We start from the raw sequence: 20,202 nt of genomic DNA, 5'->3' as shown, positions 1-20,202 counted from the left end.
TAAAACAAATAAAATGAGAAAGAATATTTTAATAACAGGAGCTTCTTCGGGCTTTGGTTTACTTATCGCAAGCGAGCTTCACAGAAACGGTTACAATGTAATTGGAACAAGCCGAAATCCGGAAAAAATGCAGTCGTCGGTACCATTCAAAATAATAGCACTAGACCTTGATTCAGATCAATCAATAAACACTCTTCCGGAAAGAATTTTCAATGAAATAGGCCAGTTGGATATTCTTATCAATAATGCTGGTTTTTTAGTGTCTGGTATTGCAGAAGAAACACCGATTGAGCTTGGAAGGCAGCAGTTAGAGACTAATTTTTGGGGTACAATCAAAGTTACCAATGCAGTACTGCCTTATTTTAGAAAACAGAAATTGGGTAAAATAATTACTGTGGGGTCAATTATTGGTTTGGTAGCATTCCCAAATGCAGCTTATTATGCCGCTTCTAAACATGCACTTGAAGGATATTTTAAGGCTTTACGATATGAATTAGATGGCTTTAATATTAAAGTTGCAATGGTTGAGCCAGCTGCTTTCAAAACCAGTATTCTGGATAATTCTTCATCACCAGCCAACAAAATTGATGACTACAATTCATTGAGAAATAAAATTGAAAAATTTACAAATGATTTGGTAGATAAAGCCGAAGACCCTGCTATGGTTGCAGAGAAAGTGCTCAAAGTAGTTCAGACAGCGAAGCCAAAATTTAGGAATATTGTAGGCAAAGGCACTTCTGTCTTAATTAACCTGCAGCATTTCGCTTATGGGGTTCTGGAAAAAAGTGTTCTTAAGCAATTAAACAAATAAATCAAAAGTTAAGATTTAAATAATAAAAAAATGGAAAATAATGCATTAACAACAGAAACGCAATATGCAGATATTGACAGCAAACAGATTGCTTACCGTAAAATTGGTGCCGGAACACCGCTGATTCTTGCAAATCGTTTTAGAGGGACTTTAGATACCTGGGATCCTCTTTTTCTTGATTTACTAGCAAAAAATAACACAGTGGTTACTTTTGATTATTCAGGCATCGGGTATTCGGAAGGGGAGCTGCCAATTGATTTGCACGAAGTTGCATTTCAGGTAACAAAAATAGCAGACTACCTGAAATTCGATAAATATTTTGTCGCAGGCTGGTCTTATGGCGGTTTGATAGCCCAATACGCTACTTTCCTTTATCCAGCAAGAGTGTTAGGCACCATTGTAATTGGCAGCAATCCACTGGGTAAAAATGATGCTCCTCTTTCTCCATTATTTTTAGAAAAAGCATTACAGCCCGCCTATACTCCGGAAGATATTATTACATTGTTTTTCGAGCCGGCGTCAGAGAAAAGCAGTGCAGCCGGTATGGCATCTTTAGAGCGTATTGCTCAAAGATATGATGAATCAAAGGTGCCCGTTAAGCCTGAAATACTCCAGCGCTATTTTGCAGCTACACCGCAATTGACAGAAGACAAAGATAATTTTAGAGAAGCCTACAAAACATTGCAGACTCCTGTACTGGCAATTTCAGGGGATAATGACATTTCATTTGCGGTAGAAAACTGGTTTGCATTACTGAAAAAAGCGCCGACTTTACAGCACATCATTTTTAACGCTGCAGGTCATGCGCCTCATTATCAATATCCTGAATTGGCTGCAGCTTACATTACTGCTTTCATTAACAATACTATTAATTAGTAAAATGAAAAAGTATTTCATTGCGATTTTGCTGTTAATAGGTTATATTAGTAATTTATTTTCACAGTCAAATGTTTTACAATCAGGTAATTATATAATCATGGCTGCATCAGATTCACCAAGCGTAAATTACACACATGCTACTGTTCCCACTCAGTTTGTTGAAGCTGACGGAATAAAATTTGCTTACCGCTCTTATGGAAAACGGGGAGACATACCGGTTGTATATTTCAATCACCTAACAGCAAACCTTGATAATTGCGACCCAAGAATTATGGATTCTATTGCCCAGCATCGTCATATCATTTCTTTTGATTATCGCGGAGTTGGTTCAACCACAGGCGAGCAGGGAACAAGTATTGCTGATATGGCAAAAGACGCTGTTGGTTTTATTCATGCCCTGGGATACCAACAAGTGGATATTGTGGCATTTTCTATGGGTGGTTTTATTACCCAGGAATTACTCTTGCAAGAGCCGGCACTGGTCCGTAAAATTATTCTTGCAGGCACAGGGCCAAGAGGCGGGCAGGGAGTCAGTGATGTGGTTGGCTTGACTTACAAGGATATTTTCAAAGCGCTGGTCACATTCAGAGACCCTAAATTTTATCTGTTTTTCAATCAAAACAAAGAAGGTAAACAAGCAGCCCGTGATTTTCTAAAACGTCTTAAAGAAAGAAGAGAAAACCGTGATGATAAGGTAAAATTAAGTGTATTGAAAAATCAGCTTAAAGCTATCGAGACATGGGGGCATGACAAGCCTGCTGATCTGAGTGTTTTTAAACAGCCTGTATTAGTAGTAAACGGTGATAATGACAGAATGGTGCCAACGGTTAATTCCTATGATTTGGCAAAGGGTTTTCCTAATGCCGAAGAAGTAATAATTTATCCAAATTCAGGGCATGGAGGTATTTTTCAATACCACGAAGAATTTCTTAAAAAAGCAATACCATTTTTGACTAAATAAAAATCAAATAATAATGAAAGCATTTATAGTAGAAAAATATAGTAAAAAAGAAAAACTGAAATTTACCGAAGCAGCAGAACCAATTGCAAAAGAAAATGAAGTTCTGGTCCAAATTCATGCAGCAGGGGTCAATCTCTTGGATTCAATGATAAAATGGGGTGAATTCAAGCTGTTTCTCCCTTATAAAACCCCAATCATAAATGGACACGATATGGCTGGAACTGTCGTTAAGGTAGGCCCGGGAGTAACGAAATTTAAAATTGGTGATGAAGTTTATTCAAGAGTAGGCGATTACAGAATAGGCACTTTTGCGCAGTACATCGCTGTTAATGTAAACGATTTAGCTTTGAAACCAAAAAATCTATCAATGGAAGAGGCTGGTTCTATTCCATTAGTAGGTTTAACGGCCTGGCAGGCATTAGTTGAAATCGCGAATGTGAAAAAAGGGCAGAAGGTTTTTATACAAGCTGGTTCGGGAGGTGTCGGAGCATTTGCAATTCAATTGGCAAAACATTTGGAGGCTTATGTGGCAACAACGACAAGTACAAAAAATATTGATCTGGTAAAAAGTCTTGGAGCAGATTTGGTGATTGATTATAAAGCGCAAGAGTTTTCTAATCTGCTCAAGGACTATGATCTTGTATTGCACAGTAACCGAGAAAAGATAGTATTAGAAAAATCGTTAGGAGTCTTAAAAAAAGGAGGCCGGTTAATTTCTTTAGTAGGACCGCCAACACCAGAATTTGCAGAAGAAATCGGTTTGCCCTGGTATTTAAGATTAGTGACAAAATTGTTAAGTTCCAGCGCTAAGAAAAAAGCCAAGAAATTAAATGTGTCTTTTAAATTCTTATTTATGAGGGCGGAAGGCAATCAATTAGGAGAAATCACAAAGCTCATTGAAGCAGGAATTATTAAGCCTGTTATTGATAAAGTGTTTCCATTTGAGCAGACCAATGAAGCATTGTCTTACGTTGAAACCGGAAGGGCAAAAGGAAAAGTTGTTGTTAAGGTAAAGTAGTTTGATAAGCGGGTAAAATGCAGTAAACTTTACTATTTAGTTTGCTGCATACCGCAGGTAAATATTGTTTTTAAACTGGATTTTGGCAGAGTAAAATATGAAATGAAAGAGCGTGCACTATTTTGCATGCTCTTTTTCTTTGCACAGCATTCCAAGTTATTATCTCTGCGTTTTTGTATACTTCTATATTTCTTATTAATTATGCTATTAATTTTGGTAATAGCGCCTAAGTTTTATGCAAATACCTGTTTTTGGCAGCTTTTACTGTAAGAGATCAATTTAATTGAACCTAATTTTTAGAATGACCTGATTGTTTTGATGCAAAGTACATTACTATGATAATGTAAAGCTCGGTTATGCCTGCCGGCAGTAAATCATTTGTGTAACCGTCAAATAGTACGCTGATAATTCTGCAGATCAATATTACACTTATTAGCAATAAAGATGCTTGATACCAGGTTTTATTTTTGGTAATTAGGCCCATAAGCATCATCAACCCGCCTCCGATGAGCATACCGCCAATGGCTCCTCTAAAGGTGCTGTAAGTCATTATGCCTAATGGCTTAATGCCATACAATTCAAAAGTGTTTAAGGGAGCAAATACATTTACTGCACCTAAAACCAATAAAGGGAGAATTGCCAGTACGACTAAAATATTGATCAGCTGTTTCATTTTTTAATTTTAAAAATTTCGCATATATCCGGATTTTGGCTTCTATTTATTTGTTTTAAAGCCATTGTAAAGATATATGCGAAAAAGTATAATGATTATTTATTTTTATCTTCTCTTAAAGATTGACCACAATTTTGCCAACGGTTCGGCCTTTTTCTAAATATAAATGTGCCTCTCTCATCTGCTCAAAAGCAAATATTTTAGAAACGTGCGATTTAATGATTCCTTTTTCCAACAGCTGAGCAAGCTGCAGCATATTTTCACCGGATGACTGTACAAGCAAAAATGATAAATTGACCTCTTTTGCTTTTGCTTTTTCAAGTTCTTCGGCAGAAAAACTGCTGGATGCAATTGAAATAATTATTGCGCCTTGTTTTACAACATCCAAGGATTTTAAAATAGTATCGCCTCCTAGGGTATCCAGCACAAAATCAACATCCGAAAGTATCTCTTGAAGATTTTCTGCTGTATAATCGATATGCTGGTCCGCTCCATTTTGTAAAACAAAATCTTTGTTTTTTGCCGATGATGTTCCTATTACATTAGCCCCAAAATGTTTAGCAATTTGTGTAGCGTAATGGCCTACACCGCCAGAGGCTGCATGAATTAAGACTTTGTCTCCTTCCTTTACATTCCCTTTTTCTGCCAAAGCCTGCCATGCCGTAAGGGCGGCAAGTGCAGCCGATGCAGCTTCCTGATGGGAAACAGCTGCAGGTTTTAAGGTTAAATGGGCAGATGGGACTGCTGCAAATTCAGCGTAAGCATTTCCTTTTCCGGGGAAATTCGCCATTCCGAAAACTTCATCGCCTATTTTGAAATCGGTTACGTTATTACCAACTTCAACTACGGTTCCTGACAAATCCCAGCCAATAATCGCAGGTCTATCCGCACCGAGAATCCAATTCAATGCGCCTTCATTTGCTCTTACTTTATAATCAATTACGTTTACGCTTAATGAAATTGTTTTTACCAAAACTTCATTGGCAGTAATACTTGGTTTTGCGCTTTCTGTATATAACAGATTATCAACACTGCCCGGTTCGTTTAAAATTATTGTTTTCATTTATTTTTTTGTTTAAGAATATTTTTTCTAGAATCCCATAAGTAAGGGGCTGAATTTCTAATTTATGTTATATCGCTCTGCAGGCTGGCCGGTTTGTGAGCCCTGCAATAATTTTATACGGGCATCTTCATAAGCATCAATTAGATTCTGGTCGTTTACAGAAGGATGCGTCAGTAATTCGCCTTTATCTAGTCCGGAAAGAATGGCATCAACACAATCTTCAGTTTTCATAATTGTCGACTGTTCCAATGCAGATAGCGGAACGCCGCCAACTTCCCATATTTCGGTTGCAGTAGTTGCAGGATTTACCAACTGAATATGGATATTTGTTCCTTTTACTTCTTCCTGAAGCCCTTTGGTATACTGAACAACAAAACCTTTTGTACCGCTGTAGATGGCACTTATAGGCAATGAATAAAATCCAAGAACAGAAGCTATATTAATTAAAGTTCCTTCGTTTTTCTCTAAAAACTGAGGAAGAACAGCATTAGATAATAACATTAGTGCAGTGATATTTACATTGACCATGTCTTTTTGTTTCTGAACACTAGTCTTAGTAACTGAGGCAAGTGTCGAAGTACCTGCATTGTTGATAAGCAGTGTTATGCTCTTGTCATTTCTTAGCTCTTCTGCCACTTTTTCTAAATCTGCATCCAAGCCTAAATCCGCCGCTAAGCTGGTTGCCTTAATGCCGTATTTGCTTTCCAGTTTTTCTGAAAGTACATCCAATTTATGCTTGCGGCGTGCTACCAATTTTAGATCATAACCGCGTTCTGCCAATCTTTCGGCAAATACCTCACCTAAACCTGAAGATGCACCAGTTACCACTGCAGTGCCCATTTTACTTTTTTCTTTCATTTTGAAAATTATTAAATTATTGTACGTTTTCTGGATTTATGTTTATCGAATGTAAACAGTTCTGTTTACATGTTGCAAATGTAAACCGTTTAGTTTACATTTGCAATAAATTTTTTTATTCATGGAAAAAAAAATAAATCAAGTTTCAAAATCCCAAAAAAGGGACGAGATGATTAAAAGTGCTTATGATATTTTTTACAAAAACGGATTTCATGCCACTGGCGTAGATGCCATTGTTGACAGTACTGGAATATCCAAGCGGACACTTTACAAACACTTCACATCAAAAGAAGGTCTGATTATTGCAGCTGTTAATTATTACCACCAAATCATGTATGGAGCAATAGCTGATTATATAGAAAAATCTGCAGTAGACAAACCAGTTGATAAGGCTTTAATGATTTTTGACTTTCTTGCAGGACTGGTGGATGCCGGCAATCTTCATGGCTGCTTTGCAATGAATGCAAAAACGGAATATGCCCGTAAGGCAGCAGAAATAGAATCAGCCTGCGATGTCCATACTAATTCATTAATAGAGCTAATTGAAAAGTATTTTTTAGAGGCAGAAATTAAAGAAAGTAAAGTGCTCTCTATTCAGATTATCATGTTGTTTGAAGGCGCAATTCTGCGAAGCAAAGGGACTGAAAGTTCGTTGCCAATTCAATTAGCCAAGTCTGCGGCTAAAGTAATTTGCAGTCAATATTAATGTGGTTATAATGAGGTTTTTTGCAAAAGTATAGGTATATCATAAAAACGAATTATGATGCTGCAATCGATTTATATCTCTTAATTACCTGAAAAATTCAGCTCTGTTTGGTAATTCAAGAAAAAAATCTTCTGCTTTGATTTAAGTTCAGCATATAGGGCAGGACTGCGGGACTATTTGTTGCTGTCAGCAGTTTTGAATCATTAGAAGATTTTGCAGCGTTGACTGCTATGGTCCTAACGCCACAGATTTCATTTGAAAGAAGCCTGATATGATGTTCAGCTTCAAATCTTTTAATGAATTGTATTTCTATATCTTACAGCACATTTCTGTCAATTCTGTATTGATAGCTTTAAAAGTCTGATGTTTTGGCGTTTTCATGAGATTTACATCTTAATGCTCTCTATACTGTAAAGGAGTAAATCCCGCTCTTTTTTTAAAGTAAGTTCCAAAAAAAGACGGATTGGCAAAATTTAATTCATCGGCAATTTGAGATACAGTTAAGTTAGAACTTTTTAAAAGTGCTTTTGCAGCCATGATTACCATTTCGTCGATCAGTTCCAGTGCTGATTTTCCATTTACTTCCATTATTATTTTAGAAAAATATTTAGGTGTCAAGTGCAGTTTTTCGGCATAAAACTGGACGCTTCTTTCCGTTTTGTAATACTCGTAAAGAAGCCTGGCGAAATTCATCTGAATTTCTTCTTTACGGTTTTTATATTCTAAAACTGTATTGCTGTTTTCCGAAGAGTACAGCTGTAATATCTGATAGAGAAGTGCAGACAAAAAACTTCTAATAATATGTTCTCTGTACAAAACTTGTTTTTGATACTGATTAACGATCAGCTCGTGGACTAAAAGAAATTCTTTAAACTGGCTGGGTGCTAACTGCCAGCACGCTTTTTCTTGTATTATTTTCACAATATGTCCCACTGGCATGGGAAGTCTAATAGTTGAAATAAAGTCGAATGTGAATAAGAGAAACTCTATCCTCAGGTTTTTGCTTTGTTCATTTATCTGGACAATACTCTGGGGCATTATCAGCAGCAGCGTATTTTCAGCTACATCATATTCAATGAGGTTTATACGAATTTTACCGCTCCCTTTTTTACAAAAAACCAAAGCTATCCCTTCCACTATATGAGGATGATTGAAATCAATGGCATGTTCTTCGACCTTGGTTGAGTTTCTTGCAATAATGAACCCTTCAGTTTCGGTCAGCACATCTACATGAAGCTGCTTTGCAAAATGGTCAATGGAGATTTTACTATACTGCTCTCTATCCATGAGGTATTGATCTTTTTATGGTGTAAAGATAGTAAAAAGCGACATTTTGAACAGTATTGAGGACAATTTGATTTCTGGTAATGCTTGCTGATCCAAGATCTTTGCGGCATACTTAAACCTAATAAAAGAGAAAATGAACAAGTTAAAATTTATACCATTCCCATTTATAGGAGTATTGTCAATGCTCTTGATCCTGTTTTCCTGTACTTCTAAAGACAGCCAGAAACTCTCCGATGCCATCCCCGTGAGGATTCAGAGCATCAGTTCGGACACTGATTCATATCCCCGGGAATATATTGGTACTGTCGAAAGTGAAAAAACAGTAGATGTCAGTTTTATTCTGCCGGGAACCATTGAACAAATGTATGCTGCTGAGGGACAGAAAGTGAAAAAGGGGCAGCTGCTGGCCAGGCTTAATATTACGAGTCAAAAAAATGCTCATGATTTATTGGTAGCGGCACTGAAGCAGGCCCAGGATGCTTACAAACGGCTTTCTTCTATGCACGAGGATAAAAGCCTTCCCGAAATTCAATTTGTAGATGTGAAGACCAAATTAGAACAAGCGAGGGCGAGTGAAGAAATCGCAAGAAAAAATCTGCAGCAATGCACAATTTATGCTCCTCAGAGTGGTGTTGTTGGGAAAAAATATTTAGAAACGGGTGCCAATGTGATGCCGGGCAGTCCTGTTTACACTATTATGAATATTGAAAATGTCAAAATAAAGGCCGCGATACCTGAGGGCGAAATTTCAGATATGCGTGAAGGAAATAAAGCCAAAGTGATTATTTCTGCTCTGGGAGACGCAGTTTTTGAAGGAATGCTGATTGAGAAAGGCGTTACGGCCAATCCGGTTTCCCATACCTATGATATAAAACTTCTTGTAAAGAATCCTTCAGGGAGAATTGTTCCGGGAATGGTGTGCCGCACCTATCTGGGGAGCACCGCTTCAACTAGCAGCATTATTGTACCTATCACTGCCGTGCAGGTAGATTATTCAGGAAAAAGATTTGTGTGGCTTATGAGCAAAGAGAATAAGGCCGTGTACAAGGAAGTAAAGCTGGGAAGTCTTTCCCAAAATGGTGTTGAGATAATAGATGGTCTTCAAGATGGAGATAATTTAATTACAGCCGGATATCAGAATATTAGTGAGGGAACCATCGTAAAAGCGGCTAATTAATTAAAAGTTCAAATGGATAAAAATAATGGAATTATAGCAGCGGCAATCAAATACAATAAAATTGTATTGCTGCTTATCGTCACCCTGGTTTTATTTGGGATGTTCGCCTTGTATAAAATGCCTAAGCAGGAGTTTCCTGTATTTACAATACGTCAGGGAGTTGTGGTTGGGGTTTATCCCGGAGCAACATCAGCTGAGGTTGAACAGCAGCTTGCCAAACCCCTTCAAAACTTTCTTTTTACTTATAAGGAAGTAAAAAAGTCAAAAACCTATTCCCAGTCAAGAGACGGAATAGTGTATGTTTTTGTGGAACTAAACGACGAGGTAGCCAATAAGGATGAAGTATGGTCTAAAATAAAACATGGTCTTTCCAACTTTAAAATGCAGCTTCCCTCCGGGGTTCTTGCCGTGGTTGCCAATGATGATTTTGGTGACACCTCGGCGCTTTTAATTGCTTTGGAATCCGATACCAAAACTTACCGCCAGCTTAAAGAATATCTTGAAGAACTGGAAAATAAATTAAGATCGGTCGAGTCTGTATCGAATCTAAGACGCTATGGGGTTCAGAACGAGCAGTTGAGTATTTATGTTGACAAGGAAAAAGTGGCCAGTTACAGCATCAATCTCTACAGCCTTTACCAGACACTTTTAACAAAGGGAATGATTGGGCCGTCGGGTGTGATTGACAATGATCAAATGGTAGTGCCTATTCATATTGCCCGTCCGTTTTCTTCAGAGCGTGATTTGGAAGAGCAGATTATCTATTCTGATCCGCAGGGGAATCATATACGGTTAAAAGATGTAGCAGAAGTAGTGCGGGAATATCCTAAAGCTTCCAGTTATACCATAAGTAATGGCAAAAACTGCCTTGTCCTTTCAACTGAAATGCGTCCGGGCTATAACATTGTCCAATACGGAAAGGATGTAGATCAGGTATTGAAGGGGTTTGAGAAAAAACTTCCTTCTGATGTTAAGATTTACCGAATAGCAGATCAGCCGCAAGTTGTTGATGCTTCTATTAGTTCTTTTTTAGAGGAACTGCTTATTGCAATTATCGCGGTTATACTCGTTACAGTTGTTTTTCTTCCCATTCGTGTTGCAGGGGTAGCGGCTTCCACGATTCCAATTACGATATTTATCTCTTTGGGAATCATGTTTGCAGTAGGCATTGAGCTCAATACGGTTACTCTTGCGGCACTTATTGTAGTGCTGGGAATGATTGTAGACAATTCGATAGTTATTGTGGACAGCTATCTGGAAAAGCTTGACGAAGGGATTGATAGAAAAAAGGCGGCCATTGACAGTGCCAAAGAATATTTCAAAGCAATATTCTCAGCTACACTTGCTATTGGGATTACATTTTTTCCTTTTCTGATCACTTTTACCGGGATGATGTATGATTTCCTGAGTGCTTTTCCGTGGACTATATTAATTACCTTATCCATTTCTCTTGCTATTGCGGTTTTGTTTGTTCCTTTTCTGCAGTACTTTTTTATCAAAAAAGGTATTCATTCAGCACCGGCAGGCAAAAAGCGCCATAAATCCTTTATGGATTATGTTCAGTCATTTTATGATGCAGTACTTAAAAAAGTATTTCTTTTTCCAAAAATCACTTTCTGCATAGGTGTTATTTTCGTTGTATTAGGGGGAGCAATGTTTGTTAATCTTCCTTTAAAGATACTTCCAACAGCAGACCGGAATCAATTTGCAGTAGAAATATTCCTGCCTCAGGCAAGTGCGCTGGCCCAGACAGAAACCGTAGCAAAAGATCTGGCTCAAGTACTCTCAAAAGACAAGCGTATCGGGTCTATAACCACTTTTATGGGCACAGGATCCCCAAGGTTCCATACCACTTACGCTCCTAAGATCGGGGGACCTAATTTTGCGCAGTTTATTGTAAACACCGTATCAAGTGAAGCAACAATTGAGCTATTGGACGAATACTCTGAAAAATATGCCAGACGTTATCCAAATGCTTATATAAAATTCAAACAGCTGGATTATCAGGCTGGTGTGGATGCCGATATAGAAGTACGCCTGAGCGGTGACAGCATTTCAGATTTAAAAGCCGTGGCAGCAAAACTGCAGGCTGAGATCAAAAAGCTAAAAGCGCCCCAAAGAATTTATACTAATTATGAAGAGATACTGCCTGATATTTCCATAAGTGTGGATCCTGTAGAGTCAAACCGATTAGGCATCAATGAAGGACTTTTGGGAATTGGTCTTACCTCAAGATTTGGAGGCCTTCCCATAACAACAGTCTGGGAAGGGGATTATAAAGTTCCCGTAGTGCTTAAATCAAAATGGCAGGGCAAAGACCCAGAGGGTTCAGATGTTGAAAACGAATATGTTTCAGGCCTTTTTACACCGGCTGTTCCCCTTAGGCAGGTGGCCAAGGTGACAAACGGCTGGAATGAAGGACAGATTGTGCGCAGAAACGGAGTACGCACCCTGTCAGTCTACATCGATCTTAAGAGGGGAAATAAAGCGAATGTTACACAATCTGAAGTGGAAGAGATTGTGCAGAAAATGTCAAAAGAAATTGACAGCAGCAATATCGCTGTTTCCTATGGCGGCATAAAAGAGGATACCAATGACCAGCTTCCAAAAATTGCGGCTGGACTTCTGATCTCGATAACCATTATTTTCTTTATACTGGTTTTTCATTTTAGAAAAGTAAGCCTTGCTTCGCTGGTATTTGCCTCGACATCTTTTAGTTTCTTCGGAGCGGCATTCGGTCTCTGGCTTATGGATATGGAATTCAGCATGACAGCAGTTCTGGGGTTGGTGAGTCTGATAGGAATCATTGTCAGAAACGGAATTATCATGTACGATTATATTGAAGAGCTGCGCAGTCACGCTAAGATGACGGTGCTTGAAGCCTGCATGGAAGCAGGAAAGAGAAGGATGAGGCCTATACTGCTGACATCACTTGCAGCGTCAATGGGTGTTATACCTATGATTATCAGTAAGAGCCCGCTCTGGGGACCTATGGGAACGGTAATATTTTTTGGGACCTTAATATCGATGGTATTTATCCTTACCATGCTCCCGCTGCTGTATTGGATGACTTATAAAAATGAAGATATAAACGTAACGGCTTAAAAATAAATAGGAAAAATGAAAAACTTACAAATACTAGTACTGTTACTGTTACTGGCAATGATGTATTCTGGATATGGCCAGACACAGCTTACAGTGGAGCAGATTAAAAGCATGGCTGTAAAAAATAACAGTAAGGTAAAAAACAGTACCCTTGAGCTTGAAGCCGCAAAGGAATCCAAGCAGGAGATGTTTACCAATTATTTTCCAAAAGTTACTGCATCGGCTATTGGAATGAAGGCTTTGAATCCTCTTTTGGAGATCAAAATGAAAGGCGGGAACCTGCCTGTATACGATGGTAATGCATCCAATTTAGCCGCCGCAACTCAATTTGCTTATATGCCCGATGTTGATATGGGACTATTTAATCAGGTTGGATTAGGTTATGTAAATGTCCTACAGCCTGTTTACGCTGGGGGAAAGATTAAAACAGCCAACAATCTTACAAGTCTCAATGTTGAGGTAAAAGAAAGGCAGCAGCACTTGACGTCAGATGAAATTATTCTTACAGCCGAGCAGCAGTACTGGCAGGTTGTAATTGTGCAGGAAAAACAAAAAACTCTGGAAGGTTATATTCAATTTTTGGATACACTTTACAGACAGGTCAACGCCGCTTTTAAAAGCGGTATGATAATTAAAAATGATCTTCTTAAGGTAACGATCAAACAGCAGGAGCTTCAGGTAAGTAAAATACAGCTAGCCAATGAAAGGAAACTGGCCCTGATGCGTCTTTGCCAGACAATAGGAGCAGAGTACAGTCCTGAAATTATTCTCAGCAGCAGTCTGGCCGATCTATCTGAACCTGGAAATTATTTTGCTGCGCATAACACAGTACTCGGTAACCGGGCAGAATACCAGCTTTTTGTGAAAGCGGTTGAGGCTTCAAAGCTGGAAACAAAGCTTAAAAGAGCTGATTATATGCCCAGCCTGGGAGTCGGGGTTACTGCTTATTATATGGATCAGTTTGAAAGCAGTCTAAGCGGGGCCGGCAATGGAATGGCTTATGCTTCACTAAACGTTCCCATTTCTGACTGGTGGGTCGCAAAGCATAAATTAAATGAACTTAAATTACGCGAATCGATTGCTAAAAACTCACTCGAGGACAGTAAAGGACTATTGCTGCTGCAAATGGAAAAGGCATGGACAGATGTAATGGAATTAAATGAAAAAATACATTTGATTCAGGCAACGCTTGTGCAGACTGAGGAAAATTTAGCTGTAAGTCAGAAAAGCTATAACAATGGTATGATTCAGCTGTCTGATCTGCTGGAAGCGCAGGTTTTAAAGATAGAAACCAGCGATAAGCTAATTGAAGCTAAAAGCCAGTATAAAATTGCATTGACAAAATATCTGCAGGTAACAGCTCAATAGAATCATGAAAACAAGGGATTATGCCTATTTTTTCAGGGTAAAATTTAAAGACAGATATGATGAGTTCTGGCTCGGGGAAGATATTGAAGGCATTAGTTCGAGCCTGAAATATGAATTTATCGAGGATTTAAAAATAATAAGAATTTCGCACTGTATGGTTTATACCTGTGAAATAACTGCTATACTCGATTATTATAATTTGGAGTATGTCCGTTATTATGATTTGGAAGATCAAAAGAGACAGCCAGACTTTATAAAATGAGAATAATTGCGGTTCTGTGTCATGATTCTTAAGCAATAGCTCAAGTAAAGACAGCATCTTTTGCGGTTATGCAAAAGAGGCTGATATAAGAGAGAATTTGTCGTGTTTTTTAGAAGATCAAATATGAAAAAAAATGTTTCGCACGAGAGAAGAAAAAAAAATAAAAGGGATTTTGAAATCAAAGAGCTGTTGCTAATAACGGTCTTATGGATTGCTGCAGCGCTGCTTTTTGTGTTTATAAAAATTAATGATATTCCGCAGCATTTTATTCATCAGAGTTACAGTCTGCAGTCCTGGGTAAGCAGTGAGCGGCTATATTTAATCGTTTTTCTTTTATCGGGATTAATTAGCATTCCAATGGGCTTGACGCATTTGTATGTTTATCCGGGAATGAGAAAAAGCAAATTTGAACATACTCTTGCTCTGCGGCTTATCAGCGTAATGCTGGTTATACTGTTTTTGTCGACAGTGTTCTACTCATTTTTCTATGAAGGCAGTCTGCATTCTTTTAATTTTAGTTTATTGCTGACCATTGCTGTATATGCAATTGTAGTTGAAAGTTTTATCACTGTGGCGGTTTTGCTTAAACGCAGTGTAGGAAAAAAATATTTTACTGATTTTTTTAAAGGGACCTATATGACACCGAGGGAGGAAGAACGGGTATTTTTATTTTTGGACATGATAGATTCAACCCCTTTGGTGCAGCAATTAGGCTCTTACCGTTTCAGCAGGCTCATGCAGGATTGTTTTGCAGATCTTTCCGATGTCGTTTTGCAGTACGATGGGTCAATTTATCAATTTATTGGTGATGAGGCTGTTATTACCTGGAAAGTAAAAAAAGGTTTTGCACCATCAGATTGTATTGACTTGTATTTTACCTATATGCAGCTGCTGGCTGACCGTAGTGAACATTATATGTTGCTTTATAATGTACAGCCAAAATTCAGGGCGGCAATCAATAGCGGAATGGTGTCTATTGCTTTGGTAGGGGATGTAAAAAGGGAGGCTGCTTATTTTGGTGATACCTTGAATATTTGTTCCCGGCTTCAGAAAACAGGTAAGGACAGAAACGCTGATATGATCATTTCAGAAAGTTTTTTTTTCAAATTAAAACATTATGAAATTTATGATTTTAGTGCTGCTGATGGTTTGCTGTTAAAGGGAATTCCAAATATCAGCCGGGCTTACATTCTGGAGAAACGCAATTTTTTCTTCTAAAAAATATTTCGCATAATTAAATTGTGTGCAATTTAATTATGCGTATATTTGTATTGTCAAAAATTTAAGATTAGAATTTTTAATTTATAAAATAAGAAATAATGCCGTTAATAGAAGATTTAAACTGGAGACATGCCGTTAAAGCGTATGACCCATCAAAAAAAGTATCAGAAGAAGATTTAGGTAAAATTTTGGAAGCTGCCAGATTAGCTCCGACTTCATCTGGTCTGCAGCCTTTTCGTGTAATTGTGGTTGAAAATCAGGAATTGAAAGAGAAGATGGTTAAAGGTGCATTGAATCCAGAAGTTATGAGAGATTGTTCTCATGTACTTGTTTTTGCAGCATGGGAGAGTTACTCCAATGAGAAAATCGATAAGGTGTATGATCATCACACTGATGTAAGAGAGCTGCCAAGAGGCCGTTTCAGCAGTTACACCGATCAGATCAAACAGATCTACGGAGCCCAGACTCCTGAGCAGCATTTTGCGCACACAGCAAGACAAACCTATATCGCACTGGGCCTTGCAATGGCTCAGGCGGCGGAACTCAAGATTGATTCCACTCCGGCTGAAGGTTTTAGCAATGAAGTAGTAGATGAGATTTTGAATCTAAAGGAATTAGGATTAAAAAGCGTTACCCTTTTATATCTGGGTTACAGAGATACCGAAAATGACTGGCTCTCTCATATGAAGAAAGTAAGAATTCCTATGGAGGAATTTATCATCAGAAAATAGTTTTACCTTATTTTTTTGTCATTAGATTATGGAAGATCACAACCGACCCCAATTGGAAAACCAGCTTTGTTTTCCGCTTTACGTTATTTCAAAAGAAATTATAGGTTTATACCGTCCGTTTCTGGACGAGCTTGATATTACCTACCCGCAGTATCTTGTCATGATGGTGCTTTGGGAGAAGGATGGATTGACTGTCAATCAGGTCGGCGAAAAACTGTTTCTGGACAGCGGTACTCTAACACCGCTTTTGAAAAGACTTGAGGTGAAAGGGTTTATCATCAGGCAGAGAAAAAAAGAAGATGAAAGGGTCGTGGAAGTTTTTTTAGCCGATAAGGGAAGAAACCTGCAGCAGAAAGCGTGCGGGATTCCGGCAAAAATGCAGAAAAAACTAAATTTAACAACAGAAGATTTATTGGAGCTAAAAGAAACGGTTCAGAAAATTTTAAATAAAATTCAAAAATAAAATTCAAAAATAAAATGAAAACATTATATGCAACAAGCGTTACCGCAAAAGGAGGAAGAAACGGACAGGTGAAAAGCGAAAACGGAATTTTGGACCTTGAGGTAAGAATGCCCAAAGCTCTGGGCGGCACCAATGATGATTTTACCAATCCTGAAATGCTTTTCGCGGCAGGATACGCGGCCTGCTTTGACAGCGCGCTGAATCTGGTTATCAGCACATCTAAAATCCAGACCGGTGAGACCTCGGTAGCTGCAAAAGTAAGCATCGGGCAGCATCAGGACGGCGGCTATGGTCTTGCAGCAGAGCTCGATGTGAATATTCCGGGAGTCACTATCGAGCAGGCTCAGGAATTGACCCAGAAAGCGCATCAGATCTGTCCTTATTCCAATGCGACAAGATCCAATATGGAAGTGAAGCTCTCGATGAGCAATAACTAAAGATTGATTTCCTTAAATGATATAAAATCTGCCTCTTTAAAGGCAGATTTTTTTATTTCACCGGGATTGTGATTTAGAATTTTATAACCGGCCAATATCCGTTTTAATTGATTTTATTGGTTCTTATTGTTTTTTGCTTTTCTTGAGCTGAAATACATTTCCTTCGGGGTCGGTCCCGTCACAGAGCCAGAAGCTGTAATTCTCAAAAGTTTTGGGTTCCCGCATGGGAATGTTTTTTTCAATAAACCCTTTTCGAATCAGTTCTATATCTTCGTCGATCTCAAAAACGATTTTAGTGTTAGCATCAAATTGGTGATCGGGATTAATCTGATCCAGGTATTTCTCCCCGATTTTATGAAACCCGATATTGGCGTTCCCCGCGCTTAGCAGTGCCCAGATTTCATCTTCCTGCAGCACTTCCAGATTGAAGTTCTCCACATAGAAATTTTTCAGAAGCTGTATGTTTTTCACATACAGGATTATGGTGTCCAGTTTTGCATTCATTTTAGTCATTGGATTTGTAAAGTATAAGTTGTTACTTCCTTTGCTTTGATTTTAAGCTTCTTATCAGCATAATGCTTTTTTGTGACCTTTAATTCAAAACCTTTAAAAAGCATTGCAAGTATCAGGCTCAAAATTATCGCTGTTTTTATTTCTTTATGTTCCATATTGGGGACGTTTGGATTACGCAATGGGGATGCAGAAATCTACGATGCTGATTCTCTGGGGATGCTCCTTGAAATCATTATAATAGATTTCATAAGGAATCCGGTCCGCTTTTTTATATCCGTTTTCGCTCATCCAGATAAAAAGGCCGCTCCATGACTGTTCAAATTCGGTTATCTGGATTTTAAAACGGCCGACAATACATCTGCCTTTCTCCAGGGTTGCGAGTCCAATTTCTCCCTCAGCTTTGATTTTTTCATTCACGGAAATGCAGGCGCTCATTCTCACTTTATCAGTATCCGTAATTTTATAGCTGTCGTGGTAGATAGTGACAATTTTCACATTTTGATTTTCCAAAAGCCCTTTTGGAATGGCCCATTTCATTAGTTTTGAGTACGCATCCTGCATTCCCTTGTGCCCGATCTGCGTGATATAGGCAAGATCCAGCTGCGGCATTTCTTTAATCTCAATTTCTGCTTTCATTTTAATCCAGTTTTTATGATTATTAATGCTGCAAATATATTGGTCAAAGATTCCGTTTTCTTGTCCATTCTTGCTTTGCACTATACCGATCTTGCTAAATTTGTCCGGATAGGTCTTTCTGAACTCTTTTGGGTTTAATGCGTAAAATTTCTTGAAAGTCCTGGTAAAGGACGAGTTGCTGCCAAACCCGTACTGCAGGGAAAGTTCCGAAATTGTGACCTCTCTTTGGCGCAGCAGCACCGATGCGGCTTTTTCAATTCTTTTGCGGGTGATGTATTGATTGAGGGTCTCGCTTGTAACGACCTTGAAAATCCGGTGCAGATGAAACGGGGAGTAATTGCCGATTTTAGCTATAGTTTCCAAAGACAGTTCCTGATCTAAATTCTGATCAATAAAAATCAGTATGCTGTTAATTCTCTTGATGTAATCTTCTTTCATATCTGGGTTTTCTGCGGCTCTAAATTACTGTTTTAATCCAAAAGGAGGATCAATTGGGGGCATCAAAAAAAAAAGTAATTAAATAAAAGCTGCTTTACTGCTTATATGGTTTATCCGCTTATTTTTTCTTTATGATACTGCTTTAGCCATTTTTCCATTTTCTTCAGTAATTGGATTTCCTTTTGATCCCCTGAAGGGTCTAAGAGTCCTGTGATGCTCCTCTGGTAATTGAATTTTTTATTTTCAAAAAGGCAGGTAAATTTCGGGAACTCGTTGTGGGATACCAGCCAGCTGTCGCTTTCTTGTTTTTTAATTTTAAATTTCTTCATGTATTCTAATCTCCCGGGCAGATGCATTCACTCAGAGAAGACTGCTGTTTATGCTGTTTATGCTTGGATTTTAAACTGCAAAAATAGAACATTATTGCAGGTGTCCGATTGTATAATTTTTGAAGTTTAATTTTTTTGTTTTTTAGGAGCTTTTCCCGCTATACGCTGCAATCTTCTGCGCAGAACACCGGCGCAGAAGGATTTTCGCTTCCATCGGGGCTAGGGGCGGAAAGCTCTGCTTTGTTTCAGACAAATTTACATTCAAACCTAATTGCTACACTTTTATTCAATAATCATTTTTTTTAAACTATGCAATTCAATTCTTTTAAAAAGCTATTATTGCTTCCAGCCGGCAGAATAAAAAGGTTTAGACGCAATAATTTTACGCTGTTACAAATTAAAAATCCTGTATAATGAAAACCCGCCCTATAGAAAGTTTAATTACAACTTTGCATAAGACGGGCTGTCCATAAACATAATCTTCCAATATCATGTCTAATTTTTTCTGTATAGTTTATTTGGTAAAGGACGCAGAATTATGTTTGGATCTGTTATTTTCCGATGTTTTAATGTTGTATAATTACAATGCTGCGGCTATTTTAACGGGCATTGTTCTTAAAACAGTTTTTTCTTGTCAATAGTTTAGCTGCCGGCCGCTCTTTTTTATTTCTTCTGCCGCACTGAGTTCGATAAAGCCAAGTGCGCAGATAACTGCTGTTTCAGCCAGAAAATATCCTGTCCCCATTATGGTCAGCAGACCCCGGTATTGAATCACAAGTCCGATTACCGCAACGCAGTAGAGCAGGTTTGCAATACCAATAATTTTTATAAACAGTGTACGTGTCCTTTTTAAAAGCAGAAAGCACGCGACCGAATAAATACTGAAACTGACTGCTGCTGCCGAAAGGCAAATCAATACAGTTTTGGGCATTCCAAAATATTCGCTGAAGTGCCGCAGTATTATAAACAGCAGAAGTGCCGTCATGAAAGCCCCTGCGGAGTCAATAAGGAAAAGTCTTTTTGGGTTTTCTGCCAGATAACCTGTAAGGTTTTTTATTGTTCTTTTCACTGCTTTTGCTTTTGTTGTTGTTGTTGTTGTTGTTGTTGTTGTTGTTGTTGTGCTCTTTAGATTGTATATGATATTATTTTTTGGGAGCTGTTCCCGCTATGCGCTGCAATCTTCTGCGCCGAACCCCGGCACAGAAGGATTTCCGCTTCTATCGGGGCTAATGCTTTTCCCAGCAGGACAATGCCGGGAAAAATCTG

At 38.3% G+C, this 20,202-nt stretch carries 22 protein-coding genes; 13 read left to right on the top strand and 9 right to left on the bottom strand.

Annotated elements, in window-relative coordinates; translation table 11 throughout:
- Nucleotides 1-13 precede the first annotated feature (13 nt).
- Genes ACFFLS_RS12385 through ACFFLS_RS12370 form a run of 4 tightly spaced genes read left to right on the top strand, consistent with a single transcriptional unit; the run spans nucleotide 14 to nucleotide 3,669 of the window.
- Nucleotides 14-811 (top strand): SDR family oxidoreductase, encoded by a 798-nt coding sequence (locus tag ACFFLS_RS12385; RefSeq protein ID WP_379686513.1) that lies wholly within the window; start codon nucleotides 14-16, stop codon nucleotides 809-811.
- A gap of 30 nt (nucleotides 812-841) precedes the next feature.
- Complete coding sequence (locus ACFFLS_RS12380) at nucleotides 842-1,687, top strand: alpha/beta fold hydrolase (RefSeq protein ID WP_379686514.1); 846 nt, start codon at nucleotides 842-844, stop codon at nucleotides 1,685-1,687.
- A 4-nt stretch (nucleotides 1,688-1,691) separates the two neighbouring features.
- Nucleotides 1,692-2,651: an alpha/beta fold hydrolase gene (locus ACFFLS_RS12375; protein WP_379686515.1), complete on the top strand. Its 960-nt coding sequence runs from the start codon at nucleotides 1,692-1,694 to the stop codon at nucleotides 2,649-2,651.
- A gap of 13 nt (nucleotides 2,652-2,664) precedes the next feature.
- A complete protein-coding gene (locus ACFFLS_RS12370) occupies nucleotides 2,665-3,669 on the top strand; it encodes an NADP-dependent oxidoreductase (protein ID WP_379686517.1) in 1,005 nt (334 codons plus the stop codon).
- A gap of 289 nt (nucleotides 3,670-3,958) precedes the next feature.
- Here ACFFLS_RS12370 and ACFFLS_RS12365 read toward each other — a convergent pair whose 3' ends face one another.
- From ACFFLS_RS12365 to ACFFLS_RS12355, 3 genes are all read right to left on the bottom strand, one after another.
- Entirely contained in the window at nucleotides 3,959-4,342 is a 384-nt protein-coding gene (locus ACFFLS_RS12365) for a DUF4345 family protein (protein ID WP_379686519.1), read from the bottom strand.
- A 115-nt stretch (nucleotides 4,343-4,457) separates the two neighbouring features.
- Nucleotides 4,458-5,405 carry an NADP-dependent oxidoreductase gene (locus tag ACFFLS_RS12360; RefSeq protein ID WP_379686520.1) on the bottom strand — a complete coding sequence of 316 codons (948 nt, stop codon included), beginning with the start codon at nucleotides 5,403-5,405 and terminating at the stop codon, nucleotides 4,458-4,460.
- Nucleotides 5,406-5,462: 57 nt separating this feature from the next.
- Nucleotides 5,463-6,263: an SDR family NAD(P)-dependent oxidoreductase gene (locus tag ACFFLS_RS12355; protein WP_379686521.1), complete on the bottom strand. Its 801-nt coding sequence runs from the start codon at nucleotides 6,261-6,263 to the stop codon at nucleotides 5,463-5,465.
- Between the two features lie 121 nt (nucleotides 6,264-6,384).
- On the opposite strand from ACFFLS_RS12355, the gene ACFFLS_RS12350 reads away from it, so the two are divergent.
- The gene (locus ACFFLS_RS12350) at nucleotides 6,385-6,969 is read left to right on the top strand and encodes a TetR/AcrR family transcriptional regulator (protein WP_379686523.1); all 585 of its coding nucleotides are present in this window, start codon (nucleotides 6,385-6,387) and stop codon (nucleotides 6,967-6,969) included.
- Between the two features lie 393 nt (nucleotides 6,970-7,362).
- Here ACFFLS_RS12350 and ACFFLS_RS12345 read toward each other — a convergent pair whose 3' ends face one another.
- Nucleotides 7,363-8,256, bottom strand: a complete 894-nt coding sequence (locus ACFFLS_RS12345) for a helix-turn-helix domain-containing protein (protein ID WP_379686524.1) — start codon at nucleotides 8,254-8,256, stop codon at nucleotides 7,363-7,365.
- A gap of 133 nt (nucleotides 8,257-8,389) precedes the next feature.
- On the opposite strand from ACFFLS_RS12345, the gene ACFFLS_RS12340 reads away from it, so the two are divergent.
- The 8 genes from ACFFLS_RS12340 to ACFFLS_RS12305 all read left to right on the top strand — a co-directional run bounded on the left by ACFFLS_RS12340 (nucleotide 8,390) and on the right by ACFFLS_RS12305 (nucleotide 17,020).
- The gene (locus ACFFLS_RS12340; RefSeq protein WP_379686526.1) at nucleotides 8,390-9,433 is read left to right on the top strand and encodes an efflux RND transporter periplasmic adaptor subunit; all 1,044 of its coding nucleotides are present in this window, start codon (nucleotides 8,390-8,392) and stop codon (nucleotides 9,431-9,433) included.
- Nucleotides 9,434-9,445: 12 nt separating this feature from the next.
- Nucleotides 9,446-12,538 (top strand): efflux RND transporter permease subunit, encoded by a 3,093-nt coding sequence (locus tag ACFFLS_RS12335; RefSeq protein WP_379686528.1) that lies wholly within the window; start codon nucleotides 9,446-9,448, stop codon nucleotides 12,536-12,538.
- A 57-nt stretch (nucleotides 12,539-12,595) separates the two neighbouring features.
- A complete protein-coding gene (locus ACFFLS_RS12330; protein ID WP_379686530.1) occupies nucleotides 12,596-13,906 on the top strand; it encodes a TolC family protein in 1,311 nt (436 codons plus the stop codon).
- Between the two features lie 4 nt (nucleotides 13,907-13,910).
- Complete coding sequence (locus ACFFLS_RS12325; RefSeq protein ID WP_379686532.1) at nucleotides 13,911-14,168, top strand: hypothetical protein; 258 nt, start codon at nucleotides 13,911-13,913, stop codon at nucleotides 14,166-14,168.
- 123 nt (nucleotides 14,169-14,291) lie between these two features.
- On the top strand, nucleotides 14,292-15,386 hold the full coding sequence (locus ACFFLS_RS12320; protein WP_379686534.1) for an adenylate/guanylate cyclase domain-containing protein: 1,095 nt from the start codon (nucleotides 14,292-14,294) through the stop codon (nucleotides 15,384-15,386).
- A gap of 101 nt (nucleotides 15,387-15,487) precedes the next feature.
- Complete coding sequence (locus ACFFLS_RS12315; protein WP_379686536.1) at nucleotides 15,488-16,120, top strand: NAD(P)H-dependent oxidoreductase; 633 nt, start codon at nucleotides 15,488-15,490, stop codon at nucleotides 16,118-16,120.
- Between the two features lie 28 nt (nucleotides 16,121-16,148).
- On the top strand, nucleotides 16,149-16,583 hold the full coding sequence (locus ACFFLS_RS12310) for a MarR family winged helix-turn-helix transcriptional regulator (protein ID WP_379686538.1): 435 nt from the start codon (nucleotides 16,149-16,151) through the stop codon (nucleotides 16,581-16,583).
- A gap of 14 nt (nucleotides 16,584-16,597) precedes the next feature.
- On the top strand, nucleotides 16,598-17,020 hold the full coding sequence (locus tag ACFFLS_RS12305; protein ID WP_379686540.1) for an organic hydroperoxide resistance protein: 423 nt from the start codon (nucleotides 16,598-16,600) through the stop codon (nucleotides 17,018-17,020).
- 123 nt (nucleotides 17,021-17,143) lie between these two features.
- Here the strand turns inward: ACFFLS_RS12305 and ACFFLS_RS12300 are convergent, their stop codons facing one another.
- From ACFFLS_RS12300 to ACFFLS_RS12280, 5 genes are all read right to left on the bottom strand, one after another.
- Nucleotides 17,144-17,524, bottom strand: a complete 381-nt coding sequence (locus ACFFLS_RS12300) for a VOC family protein (protein WP_379686541.1) — start codon at nucleotides 17,522-17,524, stop codon at nucleotides 17,144-17,146.
- Between the two features lie 5 nt (nucleotides 17,525-17,529).
- Nucleotides 17,530-17,688, bottom strand: a complete 159-nt coding sequence (locus tag ACFFLS_RS12295; protein WP_379686543.1) for a hypothetical protein — start codon at nucleotides 17,686-17,688, stop codon at nucleotides 17,530-17,532.
- 16 nt (nucleotides 17,689-17,704) lie between these two features.
- A complete protein-coding gene (locus tag ACFFLS_RS12290; protein ID WP_379686545.1) occupies nucleotides 17,705-18,607 on the bottom strand; it encodes an AraC family transcriptional regulator in 903 nt (300 codons plus the stop codon).
- A gap of 110 nt (nucleotides 18,608-18,717) precedes the next feature.
- Nucleotides 18,718-18,936 carry a hypothetical protein gene (locus ACFFLS_RS12285; RefSeq protein ID WP_379686546.1) on the bottom strand — a complete coding sequence of 73 codons (219 nt, stop codon included), beginning with the start codon at nucleotides 18,934-18,936 and terminating at the stop codon, nucleotides 18,718-18,720.
- 634 nt (nucleotides 18,937-19,570) lie between these two features.
- Nucleotides 19,571-20,005 (bottom strand): hypothetical protein, encoded by a 435-nt coding sequence (locus tag ACFFLS_RS12280; protein ID WP_379686547.1) that lies wholly within the window; start codon nucleotides 20,003-20,005, stop codon nucleotides 19,571-19,573.
- Nucleotides 20,006-20,202 lie beyond the last annotated feature (197 nt).

Origin of the sequence: Flavobacterium procerum (assembly GCF_042431625.1) — a bacterium.
In the GTDB taxonomy this organism is placed as follows: Bacteria; Bacteroidota; Bacteroidia; order Flavobacteriales; family Flavobacteriaceae; genus Flavobacterium; species Flavobacterium procerum.
Note: the sequence above shows the minus strand (reverse complement) of the source record. Positions and strands in the feature narration are given on the sequence as shown.

Excerpts from the sequence above, each read along its gene's own strand:
- ACFFLS_RS12385 (WP_379686513.1), top strand. The coding sequence starts at position 14 with ATGAGAAAGAATATTTTAATAACAGGAGCTTCTTCGGGCTTTGGTTTA.
- ACFFLS_RS12380 (WP_379686514.1), top strand. The coding sequence starts at position 842 with ATGGAAAATAATGCATTAACAACAGAAACGCAATATGCAGATATTGAC.
- ACFFLS_RS12375 (WP_379686515.1), top strand. The coding sequence starts at position 1,692 with ATGAAAAAGTATTTCATTGCGATTTTGCTGTTAATAGGTTATATTAGT.
- ACFFLS_RS12370 (WP_379686517.1), top strand. The coding sequence starts at position 2,665 with ATGAAAGCATTTATAGTAGAAAAATATAGTAAAAAAGAAAAACTGAAA.
- ACFFLS_RS12365 (WP_379686519.1), bottom strand. The coding sequence starts at position 4,342 with ATGAAACAGCTGATCAATATTTTAGTCGTACTGGCAATTCTCCCTTTA.
- ACFFLS_RS12360 (WP_379686520.1), bottom strand. The coding sequence starts at position 5,405 with ATGAAAACAATAATTTTAAACGAACCGGGCAGTGTTGATAATCTGTTA.
- ACFFLS_RS12355 (WP_379686521.1), bottom strand. The coding sequence starts at position 6,263 with ATGAAAGAAAAAAGTAAAATGGGCACTGCAGTGGTAACTGGTGCATCT.
- ACFFLS_RS12350 (WP_379686523.1), top strand. The coding sequence starts at position 6,385 with ATGGAAAAAAAAATAAATCAAGTTTCAAAATCCCAAAAAAGGGACGAG.
- ACFFLS_RS12345 (WP_379686524.1), bottom strand. The coding sequence starts at position 8,256 with ATGGATAGAGAGCAGTATAGTAAAATCTCCATTGACCATTTTGCAAAG.
- ACFFLS_RS12340 (WP_379686526.1), top strand. The coding sequence starts at position 8,390 with ATGAACAAGTTAAAATTTATACCATTCCCATTTATAGGAGTATTGTCA.
- ACFFLS_RS12335 (WP_379686528.1), top strand. The coding sequence starts at position 9,446 with ATGGATAAAAATAATGGAATTATAGCAGCGGCAATCAAATACAATAAA.
- ACFFLS_RS12330 (WP_379686530.1), top strand. The coding sequence starts at position 12,596 with ATGATGTATTCTGGATATGGCCAGACACAGCTTACAGTGGAGCAGATT.
- ACFFLS_RS12325 (WP_379686532.1), top strand. The coding sequence starts at position 13,911 with ATGAAAACAAGGGATTATGCCTATTTTTTCAGGGTAAAATTTAAAGAC.
- ACFFLS_RS12320 (WP_379686534.1), top strand. The coding sequence starts at position 14,292 with ATGAAAAAAAATGTTTCGCACGAGAGAAGAAAAAAAAATAAAAGGGAT.
- ACFFLS_RS12315 (WP_379686536.1), top strand. The coding sequence starts at position 15,488 with ATGCCGTTAATAGAAGATTTAAACTGGAGACATGCCGTTAAAGCGTAT.
- ACFFLS_RS12310 (WP_379686538.1), top strand. The coding sequence starts at position 16,149 with ATGGAAGATCACAACCGACCCCAATTGGAAAACCAGCTTTGTTTTCCG.
- ACFFLS_RS12305 (WP_379686540.1), top strand. The coding sequence starts at position 16,598 with ATGAAAACATTATATGCAACAAGCGTTACCGCAAAAGGAGGAAGAAAC.
- ACFFLS_RS12300 (WP_379686541.1), bottom strand. The coding sequence starts at position 17,524 with ATGAATGCAAAACTGGACACCATAATCCTGTATGTGAAAAACATACAG.
- ACFFLS_RS12295 (WP_379686543.1), bottom strand. The coding sequence starts at position 17,688 with ATGGAACATAAAGAAATAAAAACAGCGATAATTTTGAGCCTGATACTT.
- ACFFLS_RS12290 (WP_379686545.1), bottom strand. The coding sequence starts at position 18,607 with ATGAAAGAAGATTACATCAAGAGAATTAACAGCATACTGATTTTTATT.
- ACFFLS_RS12285 (WP_379686546.1), bottom strand. The coding sequence starts at position 18,936 with ATGAAGAAATTTAAAATTAAAAAACAAGAAAGCGACAGCTGGCTGGTA.